The sequence below is a fragment of the Candidatus Skiveiella danica genome, assembly GCF_022705245.1.
Taxonomy (GTDB): domain Bacteria; phylum Pseudomonadota; class Gammaproteobacteria; order Burkholderiales; family Burkholderiaceae_C; genus Skiveiella; species Skiveiella danica.
Genome location: NZ_JAKJEW010000050.1, coordinates 1 through 19834 on the forward strand (window position 1 = coordinate 1; position 19834 = coordinate 19834).

The 19834-nt window shown below is 64.9% G+C and carries 22 protein-coding genes and 1 pseudogene; 12 read left to right on the plus strand and 11 right to left on the minus strand.

The window, feature by feature from the left end; translation table 11 throughout:
- Positions 1-78: 78 nt before the first annotated feature.
- The 10 genes from dnaB to ppsA form a co-directional block, all read right to left on the minus strand.
- Positions 79-1494: a replicative DNA helicase gene (gene dnaB, locus ACMUOY_RS18940; RefSeq protein ID WP_413894298.1), complete on the minus strand. Its 1416-nt coding sequence runs from the start codon at positions 1492-1494 to the stop codon at positions 79-81.
- A gap of 178 nt (positions 1495-1672) precedes the next feature.
- The gene (gene rplI / locus ACMUOY_RS18945) at positions 1673-2125 is read right to left on the minus strand and encodes a 50S ribosomal protein L9 (protein ID WP_413894299.1); all 453 of its coding nucleotides are present in this window, start codon (positions 2123-2125) and stop codon (positions 1673-1675) included.
- 11 nt (positions 2126-2136) lie between these two features.
- Positions 2137-2418 (minus strand): 30S ribosomal protein S18, encoded by a 282-nt coding sequence (gene rpsR / locus ACMUOY_RS18950; protein WP_413894300.1) that lies wholly within the window; start codon positions 2416-2418, stop codon positions 2137-2139.
- A 17-nt stretch (positions 2419-2435) separates the two neighbouring features.
- Entirely contained in the window at positions 2436-2723 is a 288-nt protein-coding gene (priB, locus tag ACMUOY_RS18955) for a primosomal replication protein N (protein ID WP_413894301.1), read from the minus strand.
- 19 nt (positions 2724-2742) lie between these two features.
- A complete protein-coding gene (gene rpsF / locus ACMUOY_RS18960; RefSeq protein WP_413894302.1) occupies positions 2743-3108 on the minus strand; it encodes a 30S ribosomal protein S6 in 366 nt (121 codons plus the stop codon).
- A gap of 125 nt (positions 3109-3233) precedes the next feature.
- A complete protein-coding gene (locus tag ACMUOY_RS18965; protein WP_413894303.1) occupies positions 3234-5354 on the minus strand; it encodes a sodium:solute symporter family protein in 2121 nt (706 codons plus the stop codon).
- A gap of 3 nt (positions 5355-5357) precedes the next feature.
- Positions 5358-5633 (minus strand): DUF4212 domain-containing protein, encoded by a 276-nt coding sequence (locus ACMUOY_RS18970; protein WP_413894304.1) that lies wholly within the window; start codon positions 5631-5633, stop codon positions 5358-5360.
- Between the two features lie 121 nt (positions 5634-5754).
- Positions 5755-6333: a tetratricopeptide repeat protein gene (locus tag ACMUOY_RS18975; protein WP_413894305.1), complete on the minus strand. Its 579-nt coding sequence runs from the start codon at positions 6331-6333 to the stop codon at positions 5755-5757.
- Positions 6324-6620 carry a hypothetical protein gene (locus ACMUOY_RS18980; protein ID WP_413894306.1) on the minus strand — a complete coding sequence of 99 codons (297 nt, stop codon included), beginning with the start codon at positions 6618-6620 and terminating at the stop codon, positions 6324-6326. The genes ACMUOY_RS18975 and ACMUOY_RS18980 overlap by 10 nt, the downstream gene beginning before the upstream one ends.
- Before the next feature lie 113 nt (positions 6621-6733).
- Positions 6734-9124: a phosphoenolpyruvate synthase gene (ppsA, locus tag ACMUOY_RS18985; RefSeq protein WP_413894307.1), complete on the minus strand. Its 2391-nt coding sequence runs from the start codon at positions 9122-9124 to the stop codon at positions 6734-6736.
- Between the two features lie 210 nt (positions 9125-9334).
- On the opposite strand from ppsA, the gene ACMUOY_RS18990 reads away from it, so the two are divergent.
- The 9 genes and pseudogenes from ACMUOY_RS18990 (at position 9335) to ACMUOY_RS19030 (ending at position 17380) form a co-directional block, all read left to right on the plus strand.
- Entirely contained in the window at positions 9335-10156 is an 822-nt protein-coding gene (locus ACMUOY_RS18990; RefSeq protein WP_413894308.1) for a pyruvate, water dikinase regulatory protein, read from the plus strand.
- A gap of 535 nt (positions 10157-10691) precedes the next feature.
- Positions 10692-10970 (plus strand): annotated as a pseudogene (locus tag ACMUOY_RS18995) (alpha-hydroxy-acid oxidizing protein); the annotation flags it as partial.
- Positions 10971-11294: 324 nt separating this feature from the next.
- Positions 11295-11936, plus strand: a complete 642-nt coding sequence (locus ACMUOY_RS19000; protein WP_413894309.1) for an energy transducer TonB — start codon at positions 11295-11297, stop codon at positions 11934-11936.
- Positions 11937-11943: 7 nt separating this feature from the next.
- Positions 11944-12675 (plus strand): MotA/TolQ/ExbB proton channel family protein, encoded by a 732-nt coding sequence (locus tag ACMUOY_RS19005; protein WP_413894310.1) that lies wholly within the window; start codon positions 11944-11946, stop codon positions 12673-12675.
- Positions 12676-12688: 13 nt separating this feature from the next.
- Positions 12689-13099, plus strand: a complete 411-nt coding sequence (locus tag ACMUOY_RS19010) for an ExbD/TolR family protein (RefSeq protein ID WP_413894311.1) — start codon at positions 12689-12691, stop codon at positions 13097-13099.
- The gene (gene hemP, locus ACMUOY_RS19015; RefSeq protein ID WP_413894312.1) at positions 13096-13317 is read left to right on the plus strand and encodes a hemin uptake protein HemP; all 222 of its coding nucleotides are present in this window, start codon (positions 13096-13098) and stop codon (positions 13315-13317) included. The genes ACMUOY_RS19010 and hemP overlap by 4 nt, the downstream gene beginning before the upstream one ends.
- 112 nt (positions 13318-13429) lie before the next feature.
- A complete protein-coding gene (locus ACMUOY_RS19020; protein ID WP_413894313.1) occupies positions 13430-14209 on the plus strand; it encodes a carotenoid biosynthesis protein in 780 nt (259 codons plus the stop codon).
- Positions 14206-15621: an oxygenase MpaB family protein gene (locus tag ACMUOY_RS19025; protein WP_413894314.1), complete on the plus strand. Its 1416-nt coding sequence runs from the start codon at positions 14206-14208 to the stop codon at positions 15619-15621. The genes ACMUOY_RS19020 and ACMUOY_RS19025 overlap by 4 nt, the downstream gene beginning before the upstream one ends.
- Position 15622: 1 nt before the next feature.
- Positions 15623-17380 carry a 7TM diverse intracellular signaling domain-containing protein gene (locus ACMUOY_RS19030; protein WP_413894315.1) on the plus strand — a complete coding sequence of 586 codons (1758 nt, stop codon included), beginning with the start codon at positions 15623-15625 and terminating at the stop codon, positions 17378-17380.
- A gap of 59 nt (positions 17381-17439) precedes the next feature.
- On the opposite strand, the gene ACMUOY_RS19035 is transcribed toward ACMUOY_RS19030, so the two are convergent.
- A complete protein-coding gene (locus ACMUOY_RS19035; RefSeq protein WP_413894316.1) occupies positions 17440-17847 on the minus strand; it encodes a GlcG/HbpS family heme-binding protein in 408 nt (135 codons plus the stop codon).
- 201 nt (positions 17848-18048) lie between these two features.
- Between ACMUOY_RS19035 and ACMUOY_RS19040 the strand changes: the two genes are divergently transcribed.
- The 3 genes from ACMUOY_RS19040 to ACMUOY_RS19050 all read left to right on the plus strand — a co-directional run bounded on the left by ACMUOY_RS19040 (position 18049) and on the right by ACMUOY_RS19050 (position 19668).
- Positions 18049-18750, plus strand: coding sequence for a Bax inhibitor-1/YccA family protein (locus ACMUOY_RS19040; protein ID WP_413894317.1), 702 nt, complete (start codon positions 18049-18051; stop codon positions 18748-18750).
- Positions 18751-18893: 143 nt separating this feature from the next.
- Positions 18894-19220 carry an RcnB family protein gene (locus ACMUOY_RS19045; RefSeq protein ID WP_413894318.1) on the plus strand — a complete coding sequence of 109 codons (327 nt, stop codon included), beginning with the start codon at positions 18894-18896 and terminating at the stop codon, positions 19218-19220.
- Between the two features lie 58 nt (positions 19221-19278).
- Positions 19279-19668, plus strand: a complete 390-nt coding sequence (locus ACMUOY_RS19050) for a YbaN family protein (protein ID WP_413894319.1) — start codon at positions 19279-19281, stop codon at positions 19666-19668.
- Positions 19669-19834: the final 166 nt, after the last annotated feature.

A 19834-nucleotide genomic window follows, 5' to 3' on the forward strand; every position in this document is an offset into this window, starting at 1 on the left:
CTGGCCGACTTCGCCAGCGAGGTGCTGTAACGAATGGGCCCCACGGATCCGGATGGGTCGAGCCCTTGAGGCAGCGGCTCAGAAGTCGTCGCTGCCGCCCGAGGCCAAGCTCTCGAACCGGGTCAGCGGTTTGAGGAAGGCGAGCTTGACTGTTCCGGTCGGTCCGTTTCGTTGTTTGCCGATGATGATCTCAGCCACGCCGGGTTCGCGTGAGTCCTTGTTGTAGTAGTCGTCGCGGTAGATGAACATGATGATGTCCGCATCCTGTTCAATCGCGCCCGACTCGCGAAGGTCGCTCATCATCGGCCGCTTGTCCGTGCGCGTTTCCACGCTGCGGTTGAGCTGAGACAAGGCAATCACCGGGCACTGAAGTTCCTTGGCCAGCATCTTGAGGCCACGCGAGATTTCGCCCAGTTCGGTGGCGCGGTTGTCGCCGTTGGAGCTTGATCCGCTCATCAGCTGCAGGTAGTCCACCACGATCAGGCCGAGCTTGCCGCACTGGCGTGCCAGCCGGCGGGCGTTGGCGCGCAGCTCACTGGTCGTCAGCCCGGGCGTTTCGTCGATGTGCAAGGAGACCGTGCGCAGGCGCTCGATGGCCTCGGTCAGGCGCGGCCACTCGTCGTCGGTCAGCTTGCCGGTGCGAAGGTGCCCCTGGTCAATCCGTCCGATTGAACCCACGATACGAACGGCCAGTTGCGACGCGCCCATTTCCATCGAAAAGACGGCCACCGGCAAGCCCTCATTGAGCGCAACATGCTCAGCGATGTTGATGGCAAACGCCGTCTTGCCCATGGACGGGCGAGCCGCAAGCACGACCATATCACCGGCCTGCAAACCGGAGGTCATGCGATCGAGGTCGTAAAAGCCGGTGGGAACCCCGGTGATGTCATTCGGGTTATCGGCCATCTCCTGCACACGGTCGAGCAGTTTCACCACCAGCGAGTCCATCGACTGGAAGCCCTGCTTCATGCGCGAGCCTTCTTCCCCGATATTGAAGATCTTCTGCTCGGCTTCGTCCAGGATCCGGTCGACCGCCCGCCCCTGCGGATTGAAGGCGTTGGTCGCAATTTCATCGCTGGCGCTGACCAGTTTGCGCAGGATCGAGCGTTCGCGCACGATCTCGGCATAACGCCGGATGTTGCTGGCGCTGGGAACGTACTGGGCCAGAGAATTCAGGTACGCCAGCCCGCCAGACTCTTCGGCCTTGCCCTGATTCTGGAGGTGTTCAAAGACGGTGATCACGTCCGCCGGTTTGGAGGCATTGATCAGCGCGCCCACGGCACCGTAGATCAGCCGATGTTCATAGCGATAGAAATCACTTTCCACCAGCAAGTCTCCGACGCGGTCCCAAGCGCCGTTGTCGAGCAGCAGTCCGCCCAGCACGCTTGACTCGGCTTCGATCGAATGCGGAGGGATGCGCAGCTGCGCCACCTGCCGGTCGAGCGGGAAATCATCAACGTCACCGGGGAAGTCCGTGGAGAAAACAGCCGACATGGAGGAATCCTTCTAGGGGGAAATGCTACGCTGACTGGCGCCTTCCGTCACCGGACAAGTCTGTGGACAAGATGTGGAATCAACGCGGTTTTCGATCCCTTGCCTGTGGGCAACCGGGGCACCCAAGAAAAAGGCCGCCGGGATTGCACCCGGCGGCCTTTTGGGAGAGCGAGTCCGATCAGGCCGATTCGCCGTAAACGGTGACGTTGATCTCCACCACCACATCGGTGTGCAGGGCAACGTTGACGGCGCTTTCGCCCACGAGCTTGATCGGGCCATTCGGCATGCGAACCTGGGCCTTGGCCACTTTGTAGCCCTGCTTGGTCAGCTCCTCAGCAATGTCGTGGTTGGTCACGGAACCGAACAGGCGACCGTCGACGCCCGCCTTCTGGGTCAGCTTGATCGTGCTGCCAGCGAGCTTTTCACCCTGGGCTTGCGCTTCGGCCAGCTTGGCAGCAGCGACTTTTTCCAGTTCGGCACGGCGGGCTTCGAAAGCCGCCTTGTTGGCTTCGGTGGCACGGCGGGCGCGACCACCCGGGATCAAGAAGTTGCGGGCATAGCCGTCTTTGACCTTGACGATTTCGCCGAGATCACCGAGGTTGACAACCTTTTCGAGCAGAATGATTTGCATGGTTGTTCTCCTTAGATGCGATGCTGGTCGCTGTACGGAAGCATCGCGAGGAAACGCGCACGCTTGATGGCCGTATTGAGCTGACGCTGGAAGATGGCACGGGTGCCGGTCAGACGTGCCGGAATGATCTTGCCGTTTTCGGCAATGAAGTCACGCAGCGTGTCCATGTCCTTGTAGTCGATCTCGACCACGCCGGTCACGGTGAAGCGGCAGAAGCGCTTGCGCTTGAACAGCAGGTTCTGGGCGGGGCGCTTCGGGCGCTTGTCTTTGTTGAAACGTTTTGGTCCGGCCATGTTGGACTCCTAATAAATTAATCTTGCTGATACTCTTGAATATGGAGCACGACGAGCTTGCCATTGCGCGGGGTGGCCAGAAAGCCACTGAACCTGAAGACACTGCCGATGGGCTGGATGCCGAGCTTCTCGGCGATCGTTCCCAGGGCTACTGCCTTGATCACTGCCTTGACCTGCCTGCTGCTTCCCGCCTCTTCGACACTGGACTCGTGTTCGAGTCGAAGGTCCAGGGCGGGCAGACCGGCCGGGGTATAGCGCAGAGGCTTGGCCTCAACGATACCGGCGGACAGGACAACGTGGTTCACTCCGCGCCGACAGGCCGCGTCAGGCTGCGTAATCGGCTTGGTTGGACTTGCGGGCTTCTTCGCGCTCGACCGTCTTCATCATCGAAGACGGGCCGGTCTCGGCCTTCTTCTTCTGAACGGTCAGGTGGCGCAGCACGGCATCATTGAATTTGAACGCATGTTCCAGTTCGCCCATGACGGCTTGGTCAGCTTCGATGTTGACGCACAGGTAATGGGCCTTGCCCAGTTTGTTGATCTGGTACGCCAGCTGACGGCGACCCCAGTCTTCCACACGGTGCACTTTGCCGCCGCCGGCCGTGATCATGCCCTTGTAGCGTTCCAGCATGGCCGGAACCTGTTCGCTCTGATCCGGATGGATCAGCAAGATGATTTCATAGTGACGCATCGATACTCCTTTTGGATAACCCGGTAAGGGCTTGGATTGAGCTGCCTCCGGCGTCGAATCGGAGTGCAGCAAGGTAGAACCGCGCATTATAGCGCGTCCTGCGGCAGATTTCACCCGCTAAGCCGTCAGCGGTCGTTGCGGCAGGGGTAGCGCAGGTCCTCCACCAGGTTTTCGACCTCCCGTCCAGGCTTCGGCGTGACCAGGCTGACCAGGAAGATGACTGCAAACCCCAGCGCGACGCCAAAGACGCCCGCCGATATCGGTTGGATGCCCCACCACAGTTCGACGGGCTTCGTCACTCTGAAGATCTCGCGCAACCACGGCTGCGTCATCAGCATGTAATAGAAGGTGATGCCGAGTCCCGCAGCCATGCCGAGCGACGCTGCGACGCCGGTGGCGCGTTTCCAGAAGATGCCCAGCGTCAGAGCCGGAAAGAACGCAGCTGCGGCAAAGGAAAAGGCCGCCGACACCAGAAAGAGGATATCGGCGGGCTTCTGGGCGGCGAGATAGGCCGCGCAAAGGGCTACGATCAAGAGCAGGACTTTTGAAATGGTCACCCGGCGTGCCGTGGAGGCGTTCGGGTCGATCATCTTGTAGTACAGGTCGTGGCTGAGCGCGCTTGCGATGGTAAGCAGCAGTCCGTCGGCGGTCGACAGCGCCGCGGCAAGCCCCCCTGCGGCCACCAACGCCGAAATGACATAGGGCAAACCGCCGATTTCCGGCATCGCCAGCACAATGATGTCACCGCCGATCGACAATTCGTTGAGTTGCAGGATGTTGTCGCGATTCACGTCCACCACCGACAGCAGGTTGGGATCGACCTTGCTCCACGCCGTCATCCATTGCGGCAACTGGTCGAACGGCGTACCCACCAGCACGTGGAAGACCTCGTACTTGACCAGCACGGCCAGCGCTGGCGCCGTGACGTACAGCAGAAAGATGAAAAACAGCGACCACGTGACCGATTCGCGCGCCTCCTTGACGCTCGGCGTCGTGTAGTAGCGCATGAGGATGTGCGGCAACGCAGCTGTCCCCAGCATGAGGCAGACGACCAGTGCCAGGAAATTGCGGCGCGAATTTTCGTATTCGGCCTTCTCGGAAGCGTCTCCATCGGGATCGCCGGAAAACTGCTGGGCGTGGCGGGGCATCCCGTTCAGAGGCTTGGCCTTGGTATCGGCAACCGCCCGGGCGGCGGTCCAGCTCCGGCGGGCGGCGGCCTCATCCTTGGGCAATCCATACAGCGCCTTTTCTGCCGCCACGATATCGGCGTCCGGCGCATGGGCGGATTTCAGATCGGCGGACTTCCTGGCGGCTTCGGCTTTGTCAATGGCCAGCGCCGCACGCGGGTCCTTCAGCTTCTCGGCCAGTTCCACCGAACGCCGGCGAAAGATCTCGCGAACCTCGATCTCGGACGGATCGTCCATCAGCCGCTGCTCCATGGCCGACACCTTCTCCAGCTGGAAGCCATAGACGGCCTGGGGTATGGGCGTGCCCACCTGCTTCATGGACAACCACATCACCGGGATCAGATAGGCCACGATCAGGATGATGTATTGCGTGACCTGCGTCCAGGTCACCGCCCGCATGCCGCCGAGAAACGAGCACACCAGGATGCCGCCCAGGCCCAGAAAAATGCCCAGCTCAAACGCGACACCCGTGAGGCGCGACGTGATCAGGCCCACGCCATAAATCTGCGCCACCACGTAGGTGAACGAACACAGGATGGCCGCAAGAATGCCCAGCAGGCGCGGCAGGTTGCCGCCGTAGCGCGCCCCAAGGAAGTCCGGAATCGTGAACTGCCCGAACTTGCGCAGGTAGGGTGCCAGCAACAACGCCACCAGACAGTAGCCCCCGGTCCACCCCATGATGAAGGCCAGGCCGTTGTAGCCCGTCAGGTAAAGGGTTCCCGCCAGACTGATGAATGAGGCTGCCGACATCCAGTCGGCACCGGTCGCCATTCCGTTGTAAATGGCCGGCACCCTGCGGCCGGCCACGTAGTACTCGGCGGCGTCCGTGGTTCGGCTCATGATGCCGATGCCGGCATACAGCAGTATCGTGGCCAGCAGGAAGACAATGCCGATCCAGCGCCTCGACAGCCCGAACTGCTCCAGCACCGCCAGCACCAGCACGAAGACGACAAATCCGCCCGTGTACCAACCGTACACCTTGTCCAGATTGCGACGGAACGACTCGCGGGTGCTGCGGGACTCCGGTGGGCCCGGATGGCTTTCGTTGCGCCCGGTCATGTGTCAGTCTTCACGTTCCTGCACACCATGGCGGATGTCCAGTTTCGCCATGTAGCGGGCGTAGAACCAGACAATCAGGCAGTAGACAACCAGTGAGCCCTGTGCCGCGACCCAGAAACCGAACGGCCAGCCCAGGAAATTGAAACTGAGCTCGCGGGCATAGAAAGTCCCCCCGAAGGTCACGGCAAACCAGAGCGCCAGCAGCGCGCCGGTCATGCGCAGATTGCTGCGCCAGTATCGGCGGCGCGACTCGGCAAGCTCCATCTCCTGTTGCGGCATCGTCCACACCCTCACGTCTGTTTGGCCTTGTACCGGTTTTCGCCATTCTGTACCAGACGCCCGGTCCGGCGCCAGCACACCGGCAACCTCGGAGAAAAACGGCGCAACCGGGCACACCCTGTCACCGGCTGGCCTGCAAGCCGGTCTCTCGCTCCAGTTGCGCCGCCACGCGGGGCTCGAAACCGTGCAGGTGGTCGATGATCCGGATCGCTTCTTCATTCGCTTGGCGCTGCACATGCAACCGCGCCAGCTGATACCAGCCGTGCGGCGCAAAAGGCTGCAGCCGCGTGTTCACTTGAAGCGCCGCAGCGGCTTCGTCCAGACGTCCTGCACGGATGTGGACCTGCGCCAGGCCGAACCAGGCTCGGTCCAGGTCAGGCGCCAGATCGCAGGCGCACTGGAAGGCTTCCCGAGCAGGCTCCAGCACGCCAGCTTCCTCCAGCAGAAAGCCCAGGTTGAACCAGCCGGCCGCATGCTCCGGGTGCGCTGCCGTCAAGCGATACAAGGTCTCGATGGCGCCCGCTCGGTCGCCCCGTTGTCCGAGCAGATGCGCGCGACTGGCCAGTGCATGGAGATCCAGGGGTTGGCAAACCAGGATCTGATCAAAGCGTGTCAATGCCGCCTCGTGCCGCCCCGCCACCAGGGCCGCCTTGGCCATGAGTCGCAAGCCGAACACCTGGAGCATCCCGGTCAACGGCATGCCGTCACTCCTGCTTCCAGACACAGGCGGATCTTCCATCCGGTCATCGCCAGCCAGGCGAACAGGAGCACCAGAAAGGCCACGAACGGAAGGTGCCGATCCAGCACGACCTTCGGCGCCAGCCAGCGTGCGGCGACGACAAAGGGCTGGCTGACGGTTCTCAGAATGCGGTAGAACGGATTGTGTTCTTTCCCCCTGCCCGCGAGCAGGGCGAGCACGCCCCGCCCGATCAATGCAAACAGGGCAATCTCTGCCACCAGCTTGATCGCCGTGACCACCGCCAGCATCAGGCTCGCGCCCCCAGACCCATCGTGATCCGCGCAAGGCGGGCCCTGCCAGCGCCCACCCGCCCGCCCGGGTCATTGCCGCAAGGAGGAGCAAGGGATTTGAGCACGTGCGCTCAGCCTGCCAACTGCTTCCAGGTATCCACCACGGAGTCCGGATTCAGTGAAATCGAACTGATGCCCTGATCACGAAGCCAAAGGGCAAAGTCCGGGTGGTCGCTGGGCCCTTGGCCGCAGATCCCGATGTATTTGCCCTGCGCCAAACAGGCCTTGATCGCCTGCGAAATCAGCGCGGTCACCGCCGGGTCACGCTCGTCGAAGTCCGCCGCCAGCAGTTCCAGCCCCGAATCACGGTCCAGCCCCAGGGTGAGCTGGGTCAGGTCGTTCGAGCCAATGGAGAAGCCGTCGAAGAATTCCAGGAAGCGCTCGGCCAGGATGGCATTGCTCGGAATCTCGCACATCATGATCAGCTTGAGCTCTGCCTCGCCGCGCTTCAGGCCTTGCCGGGCCAGCAGCTCGGTCACGCGCTGCGCCTGCCCCAGCGTGCGCACGAAGGGCACCATCACCTGCACGTTGGTCAGGCCCATGTCGTTGCGCACGCGCTTGAGCGCCTCGCATTCCATGGCGAAGGCCTCGCCGAATTCTTCGCTGATGTAGCGCGCCGCGCCGCGAAAGCCCAACATCGGGTTTTCTTCCTCGGGCTCGTAGCGGCTGCCGCCGATCAGCTTGCGGTATTCGTTGCTCTTGAAGTCGGACAGGCGCACGATCACCGGTTTGGGCCAGAAAGCCGCCGCAATGGTCGCCACGCCCTCGGCCACCTTGTCGACGTAGAAGGCCCGTGGCGAGGCGTGGCCGCGGGCCACCGACTCGACTGCCTTCTTGAGGTCGGTGTCGATATTCGGGTAGTCCAAGATGGCCTTCGGATGCACGCCGATGTTGTTGTTGATGATGAACTCCAGCCGGGCCAGGCCCACGCCGGCATTGGGCAGCTGGCAGAAGTCAAAGGCCAGCTGTGGATTGCCGACGTTCATCATGACCTTCACACCGATCTCTGGCATCGTGCCACGGGAAACCTCGGTCACTTCTGTCTCCAGCAGCCCGTCGTAAATGAAGCCCGTATCGCCCTCGGCGCAGCTGACGGTCACCAGCGTGTCCTCTTTCAACAGCTCGGTGGCGTTGCCGCAGCCCACCACGGCCGGAATGCCCAGCTCGCGCGAAATGATGGCGGCGTGGCAGGTGCGCCCGCCGCGGTTGGTGACGATGGCACTGGCCCGCTTCATGACCGGCTCCCAGTTGGGATCGGTCATGTCGGTGACCAGCACATCGCCGGGTTGCACCTTGTCCATTTCGGACAGGCTGTGCACCCGCCGCACCGGCCCGGTACCGATCTTCTGCCCGATCGCCCGCCCCTCGGCCAGCACGGTGCCGCGCCCTTTGAGCTTGTAGCGCAGCTCCGCCTTGCCCTGCGCCTGGCTCTTCACGGTTTCCGGGCGCGCCTGCAGGATGTAGAGCTGGCCGTCCATGCCGTCCTTGCCCCATTCGATGTCCATCGGGCGTCCATAGTGCTCCTCGATGACCAGGGCATAGCGCGCGAGCTGCTCGACATCGGCATCGGTCAGCGAGAAGCGGTTGCGCTGCTCCGTCGGGACCTCGACAGTCTTCACCAGCTTGCCGGTCTCGGCCTTCTCCTGTGGCGAGGTGAACACCATTTCGATCAGCTTGGACCCGAGGTTGCGCCGGATCAGTGCGCGCTTGCCCGCACGCAACATGGGTTTGTGCACATAGAACTCGTCCGGATTCACCGCCCCCTGCACCACCGTTTCGCCGAGGCCGTAGCTGGCCGTGATGAACACCACGTCCTCGAAGCCGGTTTCGGTGTCGATGGTGAACATCACACCCGCAGCACCCCGGTCGGAACGCACCATGCGCTGCACGCCAGCCGACAGGGCGACGTCGGCATGGGCAAAACCCTTGTGGACGCGGTAGCTGATCGCCCGGTCGTTGTACAACGAGGCGAAGACTTCCTTCATCTTGTGAAGAACATCGTCGATGCCATGGACGTTCAGGAAGGTTTCCTGCTGGCCGGCGAAGGAGGCGTCCGGCAGGTCCTCGGCCGTGGCAGAGGAGCGCACGGCAAAAGTCGCCTGCGTATTGCCGGCACTCAGCACGGCAAAGGCTTCACGGATCGCCGTCTCCAGGGCGGCCGGAAACGGCTGCGCCTCGACCCAGGCACGGATCTGCGCACCGGCTTCGGCCAAGGCGCGCACGTCCTCGGTGTCGAGCGCATCCAGACGGGCGTTGATGCGGTCCGTCAGGCCGTCGTGCTTCAGGAATTCGCGAAAGGCGTGCGCCGTGGTGGCGAACCCGGTGGGGACCTTCACACCGGAGGGCAGCTGGGAAATCATTTCGCCGAGGCTGGCGTTCTTGCCGCCGACTACCTCGACATCGCTCATTCTCAGGTTCTCAAACGGTACGACCAGGTCGGTCGGACTGAAAAGTGCAGACATGGGAAAGCTCCAGAAGTAATAAACCGGTCGCGGCTGCGAACGCCTTGCAAGAAGGCGGCAAGACTTTGCTGTTGTTCGAATCGGTCTGCGCAGCGCATCAAAAGAGTCCCTGGATAGACGGGCCGGACGGCCCTGCCGGCCGGTAGCCTGCCATTCTAGGCCCGGCCGGCGCATTACAGTCGGGGGGTCCCGATCACCGAGCGCCCACCCATGCCCAACCGCACCGTCTTTTTCATATCCGACGGCACCGGCATCACCGCCGAGACCTTTGGCAAGGCCATCCTGGCCCAGTTCGAGATGAAGATCCGCCAGGTCCGCCTTCCGTTCACCGACACCGCCGACAAGGCCCACCAGGCCGTGCGCCAGATCAACCATACGGCCGAAGTGGAAGGCTGCAAGCCCATCGTGTTCAGCACCTTGGTGAACATGGAGGTGCTCAAGGTGATCCAGGACGGCTGCAAGGGCATGCTGCTGGACATGTTCGGCACCTTCGTGAATCCACTGGAGACAGAGCTGGGCATCAAGTCCCACCACCGGGTCGGCCGCTTCAGCGACGCCAGCAAAAGCAAGGAATACCACGACCGTATCGACGCGATCAATTTCAGTCTGGCGCACGACGACGGGCAGTCGAACCGCGACCTGCAGGGCGCCGACGTGATCCTGGTGGGCGTCAGCCGCAGCGGCAAGACGCCCACCAGCCTGTACCTGGCCATGCAGCACGGCCTGAAGGCGGCCAACTACCCGCTGATTCCCGAGGACTTCGAACGGCGCCAGCTGCCACCCGCGCTGGCGCCCTTTCGCACCAAGCTGTTCGGCCTCACCATCCAGCCTGAGCGCCTGTCCGAGATTCGCAACGAGCGCCGGCCCCACTCCCGTTACTCCAGCCTGGAGAACTGCCGCATGGAGGTGTCCGAGGCGGAGGCGATGATGCGGCGGGCCGGCATCCGCTGGCTCAGCACCACCACCAAGTCGATCGAAGAGATCGCCACCACCATCCTTCAGGAGATCAGGCCCGAGCGCCTGAACTATTAATTGCTCCTGTTTCGATAGCTTGATGTGACCATTCGACGCTGGGGTCGGCGGGTTTTTCCTTGATTTCTGTGTTCCGGATGCCCACGGGCTGGCAGATCCGGCCCCGTGGGGGCGGGTTTGGGTTCACACCCGGCCCCTTCTTTGTTGCGAATGTTTCTCATTCGTGCACAGTGCACCCATCCGTCCGCCAGCCAAGCTGCGCGGCCCCCAACGGGGCCTGTCGTGGTTGTAGCCAACTGAAGTGGCACACCTCCAGCCTGCAACCATGCCAAAACCCCGGAATTCCCGATCAGATCGCCCACATCCCATCGCCAAACGGTCCCCAGGCGCTACGCCTTCCATAGCTTCCCAGACGCTGATTCCACTCGGTGCGATGCTGCTCTCAGGCTCGCTCGGCGCCCTCGCCCAGGAGGCGCCCGCCGCGGAAGCCAAGTCCCTGTCCAGCGTCACGGTACGTGAAAAAGCCGCTCCCGAAGAAGGCCGGGACAGCCTGCGCGTGACCGGCGACTTCAACGCCCACGTCGGCGAGGCCGACGCGCTGCAAGGCGAGCTGCCGTTGCTGGTAAACGGCGGCATCCGCCGCGGCACCGATGTGCTCAAGGCTCTGGCCCTGGGCGCCCATGCCGTGCTGATCGGCCGCCCGGTCGTCTTCGGCCTGGCCCATGCCGGTGTGCACGGCGTGGCGCACGTGCTGCACCTGCTGCGCGACGAGCTGGAAATCGCGATGGCCCTGACCGGCTGCCGCACGCTGGCGGAGGTCACCCGCGCGGGGCTGATGCACCCGGCCACCGAGAACTTCACAATTGATAGCTAACAATGACCGATTTGCGCTGGGATGGGGCATTTTTGGTTCAATTTTTTCTCTGTGAGGCCCTGGGAAGGCCTGCCGGCTGTGCGGTCGGCACGAAAAAAAGCCCTATGCACCCAAATGCGAGCAATTCTCATTTACAATGACACCATGTCCTGCTCCCCGCATCACCCCGATCAAGAAGGCGCCCACGCATGACCGGCCTCGCCCTGCTCGGCGGCAGCCTGGTGCTGGTGGCCGCATCCCTGGGTTGGGTGCTGCGGCGCTGACCCGGCCTGTGCGTGCTGCCCTATGATTTCGTCCCTCCCACCGTCCCCCTCGTTGCCCGGCATGAACCGAACCGTCGTGATCGTTGCCAGCGTCGTGCTGCTGCACCTCGGCGCGCTGTGGGCCTTGCACAGTGGCCTGCTGCGGCGCGTGGTGGAGACCGTCGTGCCCGTCGAGGTGCTGAGCGACCTCATCACCCCTCCGGCGCCGCGCGCGGACGTGCCCCCCGCGCCCGCGCCGGCCACGCCTGCAGCCCGAACCGCACCGCGCCCGGCGGCAAAGGCGGCCCCGCAGCTGCAGGCCGTGCCCGACAGCCAACCGTCACCCAACGCCCCCGCCGCCGTGACCGCCCCCCAACCGGCCGCCGCCCCCATCGGTGCGCCCGTCGCGGCCGAGGCGGTGGCGCCTGCCGCGCCGGCCCGGGTGGAGTTGCCCTCGACGGATGCGGACTACCTGAACAACCCGCGTCCGGCGTACCCGCCTCTGAGCAAACGCATGGGCGAGCAGGGCAAGGTGGTGGTGCGGGTGCTGATCGGCGCCGACGGGCTGCCCCAGAAAGCGGATATCCGAACCTCCAGCGGCTTCGAGCGGCTGGACCAGGCCGCGCTGGCCACGGTGATGAAGTGGCGCTATGTGCCGGGCAAGCGTGCCGGCGTGCCGGAAGCCATGTGGTTCAACGTTCCGATCAATTTTGTGCTGGAGTAATCAAGTCATGGAAAGCAAATTCGGCCTCGTCAATGTCTGGCTCCAGGGCGACTGGGTCACCCGAAGCGTCGCGCTGCTGTTGCTCGGCATGTCGCTGGCGTCGTGGATCGTCATTGTGGTCAAGGCGATCGACCTGTTTCGCTACCGCCGTCTGGCCGGCGGCGCCGAGCCCTTCTGGCACAGCGCAGACTTCGCCGAAGGCCTGGCCAAGCTCGGGCCGCCCGCCGACAACCCGTTTCGCCAGCTGGCCGTCGAAGGCCGCGAAGCCGCCGCCCATGTGCGCCACCGCGAGGGCACGGCGCGCACCGAGCTGCACGACGCGCTGGACGTGAGCGACTGGGTCACCCGCTGCCTGCGCAACTCCATCGACGACACCACCGCCCGGCTGCAGACGGGCCTGGCGGTGCTGGCCTCGGTGGGCTCCACGGCGCCGTTCGTGGGCCTGTTCGGCACCGTCTGGGGCATCTACCACGCACTGATGAGCATCGGCGCCGCGGGCCAGGCAACCATCGACAAGGTGGCCGGCCCGATCGGGGAGGCGCTGATCATGACAGCGCTCGGCCTGGCGGTGGCCATCCCGGCGGTGCTGGGCTACAACGCGCTGGTGCGCGGCAACAAGCACATCCTGGCCCGGCTCAACCGCTTCGCCCATGATCTGCATGCCTACCTGGTGACCGGCGCGCGCGTGCACAGCGGCAACGGCGGCGACGGCAAGGTCGTGCCGATGAAGAAGGCCTGAAAGGAGCGCCACCATGGCCTTTGGAACCCAGGACGACACCGACGAGGTGATGAATGAAATCAACATGACGCCCTTCGTGGACGTCATGCTGGTGCTGCTGATCATCTTCATCATCACCGTGCCGGTGATGAAACACGCGGTCAACGTGGACCTGCCGCGCGCCAGCAGCCAGCGCGAGGACGCCAAGCCCGAAACCGTGCGCCTGTCGGTGCAGGCCGACGGCACCTATTACTGGAACGACGCCCAGGTGACGGACGAGGCCCTGCCGGGCCTGCTGCGCGCCGAGGCCGCCAAGAACCCGCAGCCCGACCTGCACATTCGCGGCGACAAGGCCGTGCGCTACGAGCGCGTGGCCCAGGCCATGGCCGCGGCCCAGCAGGCGGGCCTGCGCAAGATCGGCTTCATCACCGAACCGAAGCCGTGAGCAGCCTCATGCGGGCGAAACCGATCCTGCAGACTGTGGAACCGCGCCGCATATCGGGTTCGCAGCCGCGACTGTCGCCGGCGTCCCTGCGCACTGAAGCCTCGCCCGTCGAAAGCCAGGCACTGCTGCAAGGACAGCGCACGGTCACGATCAGCCATAACGGAGAGATCTACCGGCTGCAGGAAACCCGGCTTGGCAAGCTGATCCTGACCAAATAGGCAGACCCGCACGCGCACGGTGGCCAGCCCGGCGGAGCGTGGTAACCTGCGCCCGTTTTCCACCCACGCCGCCTGATTTCATGGGTCTGTCGCTCACCGCCTGCCGCGCGCCTTGTCTGACCCATCGGGGGGCCAGCGTGTGAGCACGCCGGTGTCGCCCGGTTTGCTGACGGCTGCACTCGTCGGTGCCTGCCTGCTCCTGTTTTCCATCAGTCTGTGGTCAGCCTGGGTGCTGGCCGGGCGGCGCAGCGCCCTGGGATTTGCCGCTCTGGCGCTGGCGCTGGGCTGGTTCGCCGAAGAGATGGGCTCGTCGCAGGGCTGGTTCTTCGGCCGCTACCACTACACGACCGTGCTGGGGCCGGAGTTGGGCAACGTGCCGGTGGCCATCGCGCTGATGTGGTTCGCATTGTGCTGGCTCGGCTATGCCATGGCCAGCCTGATCCTGTGGCGCCGGCCCGTGTTCTGTGCAGCCGGGTGGCCGCGGCGCGCGCTCACCGCATGGCTGGCCGCGATGATCATCACCGCATTTGACCTGGGCGCCGATCCCTACTTCGTCTTCGTGCTCAAGGCCTGGATCATGCAGAAGACCGACGGTGGCTGGTTCGGTGAAACGCTGCAGGGTTTTGCGGGCTGGATGGTGGTGTCCTTTGCCATTGTCCTGCTGTTCCAGACCTTGTTTGCGCCGCGCCCGTCTGCCGGCACGGGGCCGCGGGCCCGGCGGGCGGCGCTGGCGCCCATCGCCGTCTACGCGGCGGGCATGGTCTTCCAGATGCTCTTCGGACACCCGATCGAAACCCGCGCCGTGGCCTTCTTCGCGATGGGCCTGCCCACGCTGGTGGCGCTGGCGGCATGGTGGCAATGGCTGCACCCAGAAAGCGACCCCCCCGCATGAGCACCGTTCCGTCCCTTGAGGCACTGACCCGACTGGCTGATCCCCTGGCCGACCGCACCGTGGCCGCCATCGTCGGCCCGTGGGACGGCACCTCACAGCCCGACGCGGACGCCATCGCACGGCTGGCGACAGCAACCCGGCTGATGGCACAGTGGCGCAACAACGCCAGCCTGGCCGACTGGCAGCCCGCACCCGGCTCGGCCGATCCGGCGTTGGTGGAGACCCTGCGCGCGTACCTGCGCGAAGGCTGCCGCTTGCCGGCCTGGCTGGACCCGGCCCGGGTGGCCCGCGCCGAAGCGATCTTCATGCATGAGGGCCCGCTGTCGTGCACCCTGCTGTTCTGCGCCAGCCTGCCCGAGTGTTATGTGCCGCCCCAGTTGGCCGAGGTGCTGCACGTGGCGGGGCAGCTCGAGGCGCACACCGAACACCGCATCCGCCAGACCGCCGCGATGGTGTTCCCGGTCATGCTCAAGGGAGGCCTGACCGATCCGGCCGGCAGCGGCATCGCCCAGGTGCTGAAAGTGCGGCTGATCCACGCCACGATCCGTCACCTGATCCTGCACGGCGATCCCGAACAGATGCCCGGCGCCGTGGCGGCGCAGCCCCCGGCAGGGCCTTCGGCGGGTGGACATGGCGCGCTGTACCAAGCCCTGCTGGCCCACGGCTGGGACATCGGGGCCCGCGGCCTGCCCTGCAACCAGTTCGAACTGGCCTACACCCTGCTGACCTTCCACTACGTCTTTCTGCGTGGCATGCGGACGCTGGGGTTGGGCCTGGCCCCAGCCGACGAAGACGCCTTTCTCCATGCCTGGAACGTGGTGGGTCACGTACTGGGCGTGCGCGACGACCTGCTGCCGGCGAGCTATGACGACGCCGCCGCCAGCTTCGAGCGAATGCAGGCGTTCGGTCGCGCGCAGACGGCTGCACCCGATGCGCGGCCCGGTCTCGGGCAGGCCCTGATGCAGGCCATGGCGCAGGCGATCCGCCTGCCCGTCATCCGTGGCATACCGGTTCCGCTGTGCCAGTGGCTGATCGGACCGGCCAGTGCAAGGGACATCGGCATTGGCGGGGCGGTGCCCTGGCCGACCCGGCTCGCCTTCGGGATCGGCCGGTTTCTGTCGCTGTCGCTGGACCGGCTGGTGCGGCGCTTCAGGCCGAACTTTTCGCTGTCTCGCATGTTGGTGCGCGTGGTGGGCTACCACCTGCTGAAGCGCTTCCTGCTGGACCAGACCCGGCCGCTGGGCTTGCCGGAGCAGGTGTTGGACCCGATGCGCGTCACCGTGGCCGCATGGCATGATGAGCCCCGTGCGCCCGCCTGGCTCAACCGGGTGGAAGACCGATGGACCACGACCGGCCCCTGGCTGGCTGGCGGCGGTCCAGGCGACATGAACAACCGTCGTCCAGGAGTCTGAAATGCGGGTGAAATCCAGGTGGACTTGCGCATGGAGCTGGCTCGCCAGTGTGGTGCTGGCGCTTGGGCTCTCAGGGACGACGACCTGGGCGGCCAGCTCGGGCGACTTCGTCACCACGGACACCCGTTTCTGGGTCGACACCACCGGGCGCGCGACCATCGAGGACGTCGCGCGCGTGCCGGCGGACGCGATTCAGGCCCTCGAGCGCCCGCGCTCGTTCGAGATCGATCGCGGCGCGCTCTGGCTGCGCTACCCCCTGCCGGCGCTCGACCCCGCCCGACGCTGGTACCTTGTCCTCGAAGGCGGTGCGTTCACCAATCGCGCCACGCTGTACACCCCGACTGCAGACGGCCAATGGCGGCCGCAGGAGGCCGGCGACCACCTGCCTGTGTCCTCATGGTCGCACCCCGACCGCATGCCCGTATTCACGTTGGAGGGCAGCGCCGGCACAGTGGTCTGGTTGCGCCTGGAAAACCACCCGGCACCGCTGAGTCCGAGCCTGCGGCTGCTGGACGAACGGGACCTTCAACTCGCCCGCGACCGCTCGTTGCTGTCCCTGGGCATCTATCTCGGCTTTGGTCTGCTGGTGCTGTTCCTGGGCTGGGTCCATGTGCGGCTGTACGGCGACCGCGTGTTCCTCGCCTACGTCGCCTATGTCACCTGCATGCTGGGTTTCCAGATCGCCTTCACCGGCCTGGGCGGCCTCTTCTTCTGGCCGAACCTGCCGCGCTGGAACGACGCGGCGCCCGCGCTGTTCATGCTCTGGCTCACCGGGGCGGGGATCTGGTTCGTGCGCGAGGTCAGCGCGCTCTCAAGACACAGCCGGCGTCTATACCGGCTGGCCACGGTATGGTCCCTGTGCGGCTTCACCTATCCGATTCTCTATTTCTTCTTCCTCAGCCCGGCTGCCTTCAAGCTGCTGAACCTGTATGGTCTGCTGTCGGTTCTGCTGAGCTTCGCTCTGTGCATCTGGGCCTGGCGCAAAGGCGAGATCTATGCCGGCTGGATCGCGCTGGGTTTCCTGCCGCTGCACCTGGCCTACCCGTTTCCGGCGCTGCGCAGCGCCGGCGTCCTGCCGGACAGCTGGGCCACGCAATACGCCGTGCTGATCGGCTCGGCGCTGGAAATTCCGCTGCTGCTCTACATCCTGCACCGGCGCGCCAAGGACTTCAACGAGAACCGCGCACGCATGCGCGTCATCGACAGCACCGATCCACTCACCGGCCTGACCGCGCTGCCCGTGCTGCTGGTGCGCCTGCACGATGCCATTCGCCGCGCACGACGCAGCCGCCAGGAGTGTGCGCTGGTGCTCGTGGAACTCTCGAACCACGCCGAAATCGTTGCGGCAGAGGGCCGGCTGATGGGCGATCGCGCCCTGGTCGTGGCGGCGTCGCAGCTGTCGTCGGTGGTGCGCGACATCGACACCGTCTGCCGGGTGTCCAACACACGCTTCGCGCTGCTGATCGAAGCGCCTTATCGCAGTGCCCTGCTGGCGGTGCTCGCGCAGCACATCATCGCCAAGGGCCTCGCCGGTGCGCATCCGGTTCCCCTGCACCTGTCACCCCGTTTTCGGGTGGTGACGCTCGCACTGCCCGACCGCTCAGGCTCGGCGCCCATCGCGGAAGAGATGGATGTCGAGCAGATGCTGCAACGGCTGCACCGCGCGCTCGACCGTCTGGAGCCGAAAAAAGTGGTGTTGCACCTGCCGCTGCCGACCCCTGCGCCAGCGTCTGCCGCCGCATCCGCGCAGACCGCCTGACGGTTTCCGCGCCGGCGCTGGCGACCCCAACGCAGGCGCCCGGGCACCCGCAGGCGCGATTACAGGCCGAGCGCCGCGATGCCAGCCTTGGCGATCTGCGCGTCCTCGGTGGATTTCACGCCGCTCACGCCCACCGCGCCCAGGCACTGGCCGTCTTTCATGATCGGCACGCCGCCTTCGAGCAGGCCCTTGAGGTCCGGCGCGCTCAGGAACGACACGCGCCCGCCGTTGATCATGTCCTCATAGACCTTGCTTTCCCGCTGGCCCATGGCGGCCGTGTTGGCTTTGGCGGGTGCGATGTGCGCGGAAATCGGCGCGGCGCCGTCCAGGCGCTGAAGGTGCAGCAGGTGACCGCCGCCGTCCACGATGGCGATGGTCACGGCCCAGTTGTTCTTCAGCGCTTCAGCCTCGGCTGCCGCGGCGATGGCCTTGATATCGGCGGATTCCAGTAAGTAAGTGTTTTTCATGGGATGCTTTCCATCTGACGGTTGGGAAAAGCCACGAGCATAGCCGCGCAAGCCCCGCGCACTACCCCCACGCAGGGCAAAACGGTCCTGACCCGCAATTCCACACAGCTTCAAGGATTCCCCTGAAGGAACTTCGTCGCGTCCAGCGGCTCAACTACACTACGCCCGCTGCATGGTGCAGCCCATCAAGGAGTCAGATTCATGAACGATCGCGTGCAAACCATTGACCAAGGTGCAGGCTACGGCCCGATCGCCTCGCAAGGCGAACGCAACCGTGTCCTGCGCAACACCTACTGGCTGCTGGCGCTGAGCCTGTTGCCCACCGTGCTGGGCGCCTGGCTGGGCGTGGCCACGGGCATCACCAAGTCCCTGAGCGGCGGCGTCGGCCTGATCGTGTTCCTCGGCGGCGCGTTCGGCTTCATCTACGCCATCAACAAGACCAAGAACTCGGCAGCCGGCGTGCCGGTGCTGCTGGCCTTCACCTTCTTCATGGGCCTGATGCTCTCGCGCATGATCGCCATGGTGCTGGGCTTCAAGAACGGCCCGGACCTGATCATGACGGCCTTCGGCGGCACGGCCGGCGTCTTCTTCGTCATGGCCAGCCTGTCCAGCGTCATCAAGCGCGACCTGTCGGGCATGGGCAAATGGCTGTTCGTCGGCGCGCTGGCCATCATGGTCGGCGGCATCATCAACGTCTTTGTCGGATCCACCGCCGGCATGATGGTGATCTCGGTCATGGCGATCGGCATCTTCAGCGCCTACATGCTGTACGACCTTAAGCAGATCGTGGACGGCGGCGAGACCAACTACATCAGCGCCACGCTGGCCCTGTACCTGGACATCATCAACGTGTTCCAGAGCCTGCTGGCCCTGCTGGGCATCATGGGCGGCGAGCGCGACTGACGTCACATCCCGCTGCCGCGCAGAAAAAGGGCCCTTCGGGGCCCTTTTTGCTGGTGACCGCCGACCTGCTCGCGCGAGAGGCGACGCCAGTTCGGGCCACAATCGCCGTGTTGACCGCACCCTTCGCTTTCCTAGGAGAACCCATGCGCCGCCTTGCCCTGATTCCCGTTGCACTGGCCTTTTGCTGCATCGCCTTTGCCCAAGGTGATGGCGCCTATCAACAGTGGGAGCGAGAACAGCCGACCGTGCCTTGCCAGGCCCGGCGCGGCGCAGGACCGGACCAATCCCTCGCCGTCGGAACCACGCTGCCCAAAGCCTATCGCGGCAACCAGGTGGTGGTGACCGACTGGAACGCCCACAAGCTCAGCAAACCCACCTGGGGCGCCCAATGGATCCAGGTGGGCGCCGATTACGTGCTGGTGGAGCCCCTCACCCACCGCATCCGCGCGATCAAGTTCTACGGTTGCTGATTCGCTCGCCGATCACCGCTTGCGCCGGGCTGCTTCCTGCGCGTAAGGGCCTCGCGTCATGACTTACACCCGCAAGCGCCCTTCGCTGCGCCAGGCCTTGCTGGTGGCTGCTGGCCTCCTCGCGCTGGGCCTCGGGCTGATTGGCGTCGTGTTGCCCGGCCTGCCCACCACGCCCTTCATGCTGCTGGCCGCTGCGTGCTTTGCGCGGGCCTCACCGCGACTGCACCGCTGGCTCACGCAGCATCGCTTCCTCGGCCCCATGGTGCGCGACTGGGAGGCCCACCGCGCCCTTCCCCTGAGGATCAAGTGGATTTCGACCACACTGATGCTGACCATGGTGGCGCTGTCCGCCTGGCAATTCATGGGCCGGCCGTGGCTGCAGGCCCTGCTGATCGCACTGGGCCTGATCGGCGCCTGGGTGGTCTGGCGCATTCCGACGCGGCGCTGAGCTGAAGTGGCAACGGGCCTCGTCGGGTGGCGTGCCCCCCCCGGATCTGTTTCGCCCGCCTGCAATCTTCCTATTTCAATAGCAAACTATGACCATTCCACGCTGGGCGGTCTCAAATCCAAGTGCAACAGTGGGAGCTTACTGGATAGCCGGTGAGTCATTGGCC

Excerpts from the sequence above, each read along its gene's own strand:
- ACMUOY_RS19005 (WP_413894310.1), top strand. The coding sequence starts at position 11,944 with ATGGAAAGCAAATTCGGCCTCGTCAATGTCTGGCTCCAGGGCGACTGG.
- ACMUOY_RS18970 (WP_413894304.1), bottom strand. The coding sequence starts at position 5,633 with ATGCCGCAACAGGAGATGGAGCTTGCCGAGTCGCGCCGCCGATACTGG.
- ACMUOY_RS19010 (WP_413894311.1), top strand. The coding sequence starts at position 12,689 with ATGGCCTTTGGAACCCAGGACGACACCGACGAGGTGATGAATGAAATC.
- ACMUOY_RS18965 (WP_413894303.1), bottom strand. The coding sequence starts at position 5,354 with ATGACCGGGCGCAACGAAAGCCATCCGGGCCCACCGGAGTCCCGCAGC.
- ACMUOY_RS19000 (WP_413894309.1), top strand. The coding sequence starts at position 11,295 with ATGAACCGAACCGTCGTGATCGTTGCCAGCGTCGTGCTGCTGCACCTC.
- ACMUOY_RS19030 (WP_413894315.1), top strand. The coding sequence starts at position 15,623 with ATGCGGGTGAAATCCAGGTGGACTTGCGCATGGAGCTGGCTCGCCAGT.
- rpsR (WP_413894300.1), bottom strand. The coding sequence starts at position 2,418 with ATGGCCGGACCAAAACGTTTCAACAAAGACAAGCGCCCGAAGCGCCCC.
- ACMUOY_RS18975 (WP_413894305.1), bottom strand. The coding sequence starts at position 6,333 with ATGCCGTTGACCGGGATGCTCCAGGTGTTCGGCTTGCGACTCATGGCC.
- ACMUOY_RS19035 (WP_413894316.1), bottom strand. The coding sequence starts at position 17,847 with ATGAAAAACACTTACTTACTGGAATCCGCCGATATCAAGGCCATCGCC.
- dnaB (WP_413894298.1), bottom strand. The coding sequence starts at position 1,494 with ATGTCGGCTGTTTTCTCCACGGACTTCCCCGGTGACGTTGATGATTTC.
- ACMUOY_RS18980 (WP_413894306.1), bottom strand. The coding sequence starts at position 6,620 with ATGCTGGCGGTGGTCACGGCGATCAAGCTGGTGGCAGAGATTGCCCTG.
- rpsF (WP_413894302.1), bottom strand. The coding sequence starts at position 3,108 with ATGCGTCACTATGAAATCATCTTGCTGATCCATCCGGATCAGAGCGAA.
- ACMUOY_RS18990 (WP_413894308.1), top strand. The coding sequence starts at position 9,335 with ATGCCCAACCGCACCGTCTTTTTCATATCCGACGGCACCGGCATCACC.
- ppsA (WP_413894307.1), bottom strand. The coding sequence starts at position 9,124 with ATGTCTGCACTTTTCAGTCCGACCGACCTGGTCGTACCGTTTGAGAAC.
- rplI (WP_413894299.1), bottom strand. The coding sequence starts at position 2,125 with ATGCAAATCATTCTGCTCGAAAAGGTTGTCAACCTCGGTGATCTCGGC.
- ACMUOY_RS19050 (WP_413894319.1), top strand. The coding sequence starts at position 19,279 with ATGACTTACACCCGCAAGCGCCCTTCGCTGCGCCAGGCCTTGCTGGTG.
- ACMUOY_RS19045 (WP_413894318.1), top strand. The coding sequence starts at position 18,894 with ATGCGCCGCCTTGCCCTGATTCCCGTTGCACTGGCCTTTTGCTGCATC.
- ACMUOY_RS19025 (WP_413894314.1), top strand. The coding sequence starts at position 14,206 with ATGAGCACCGTTCCGTCCCTTGAGGCACTGACCCGACTGGCTGATCCC.
- ACMUOY_RS19040 (WP_413894317.1), top strand. The coding sequence starts at position 18,049 with ATGAACGATCGCGTGCAAACCATTGACCAAGGTGCAGGCTACGGCCCG.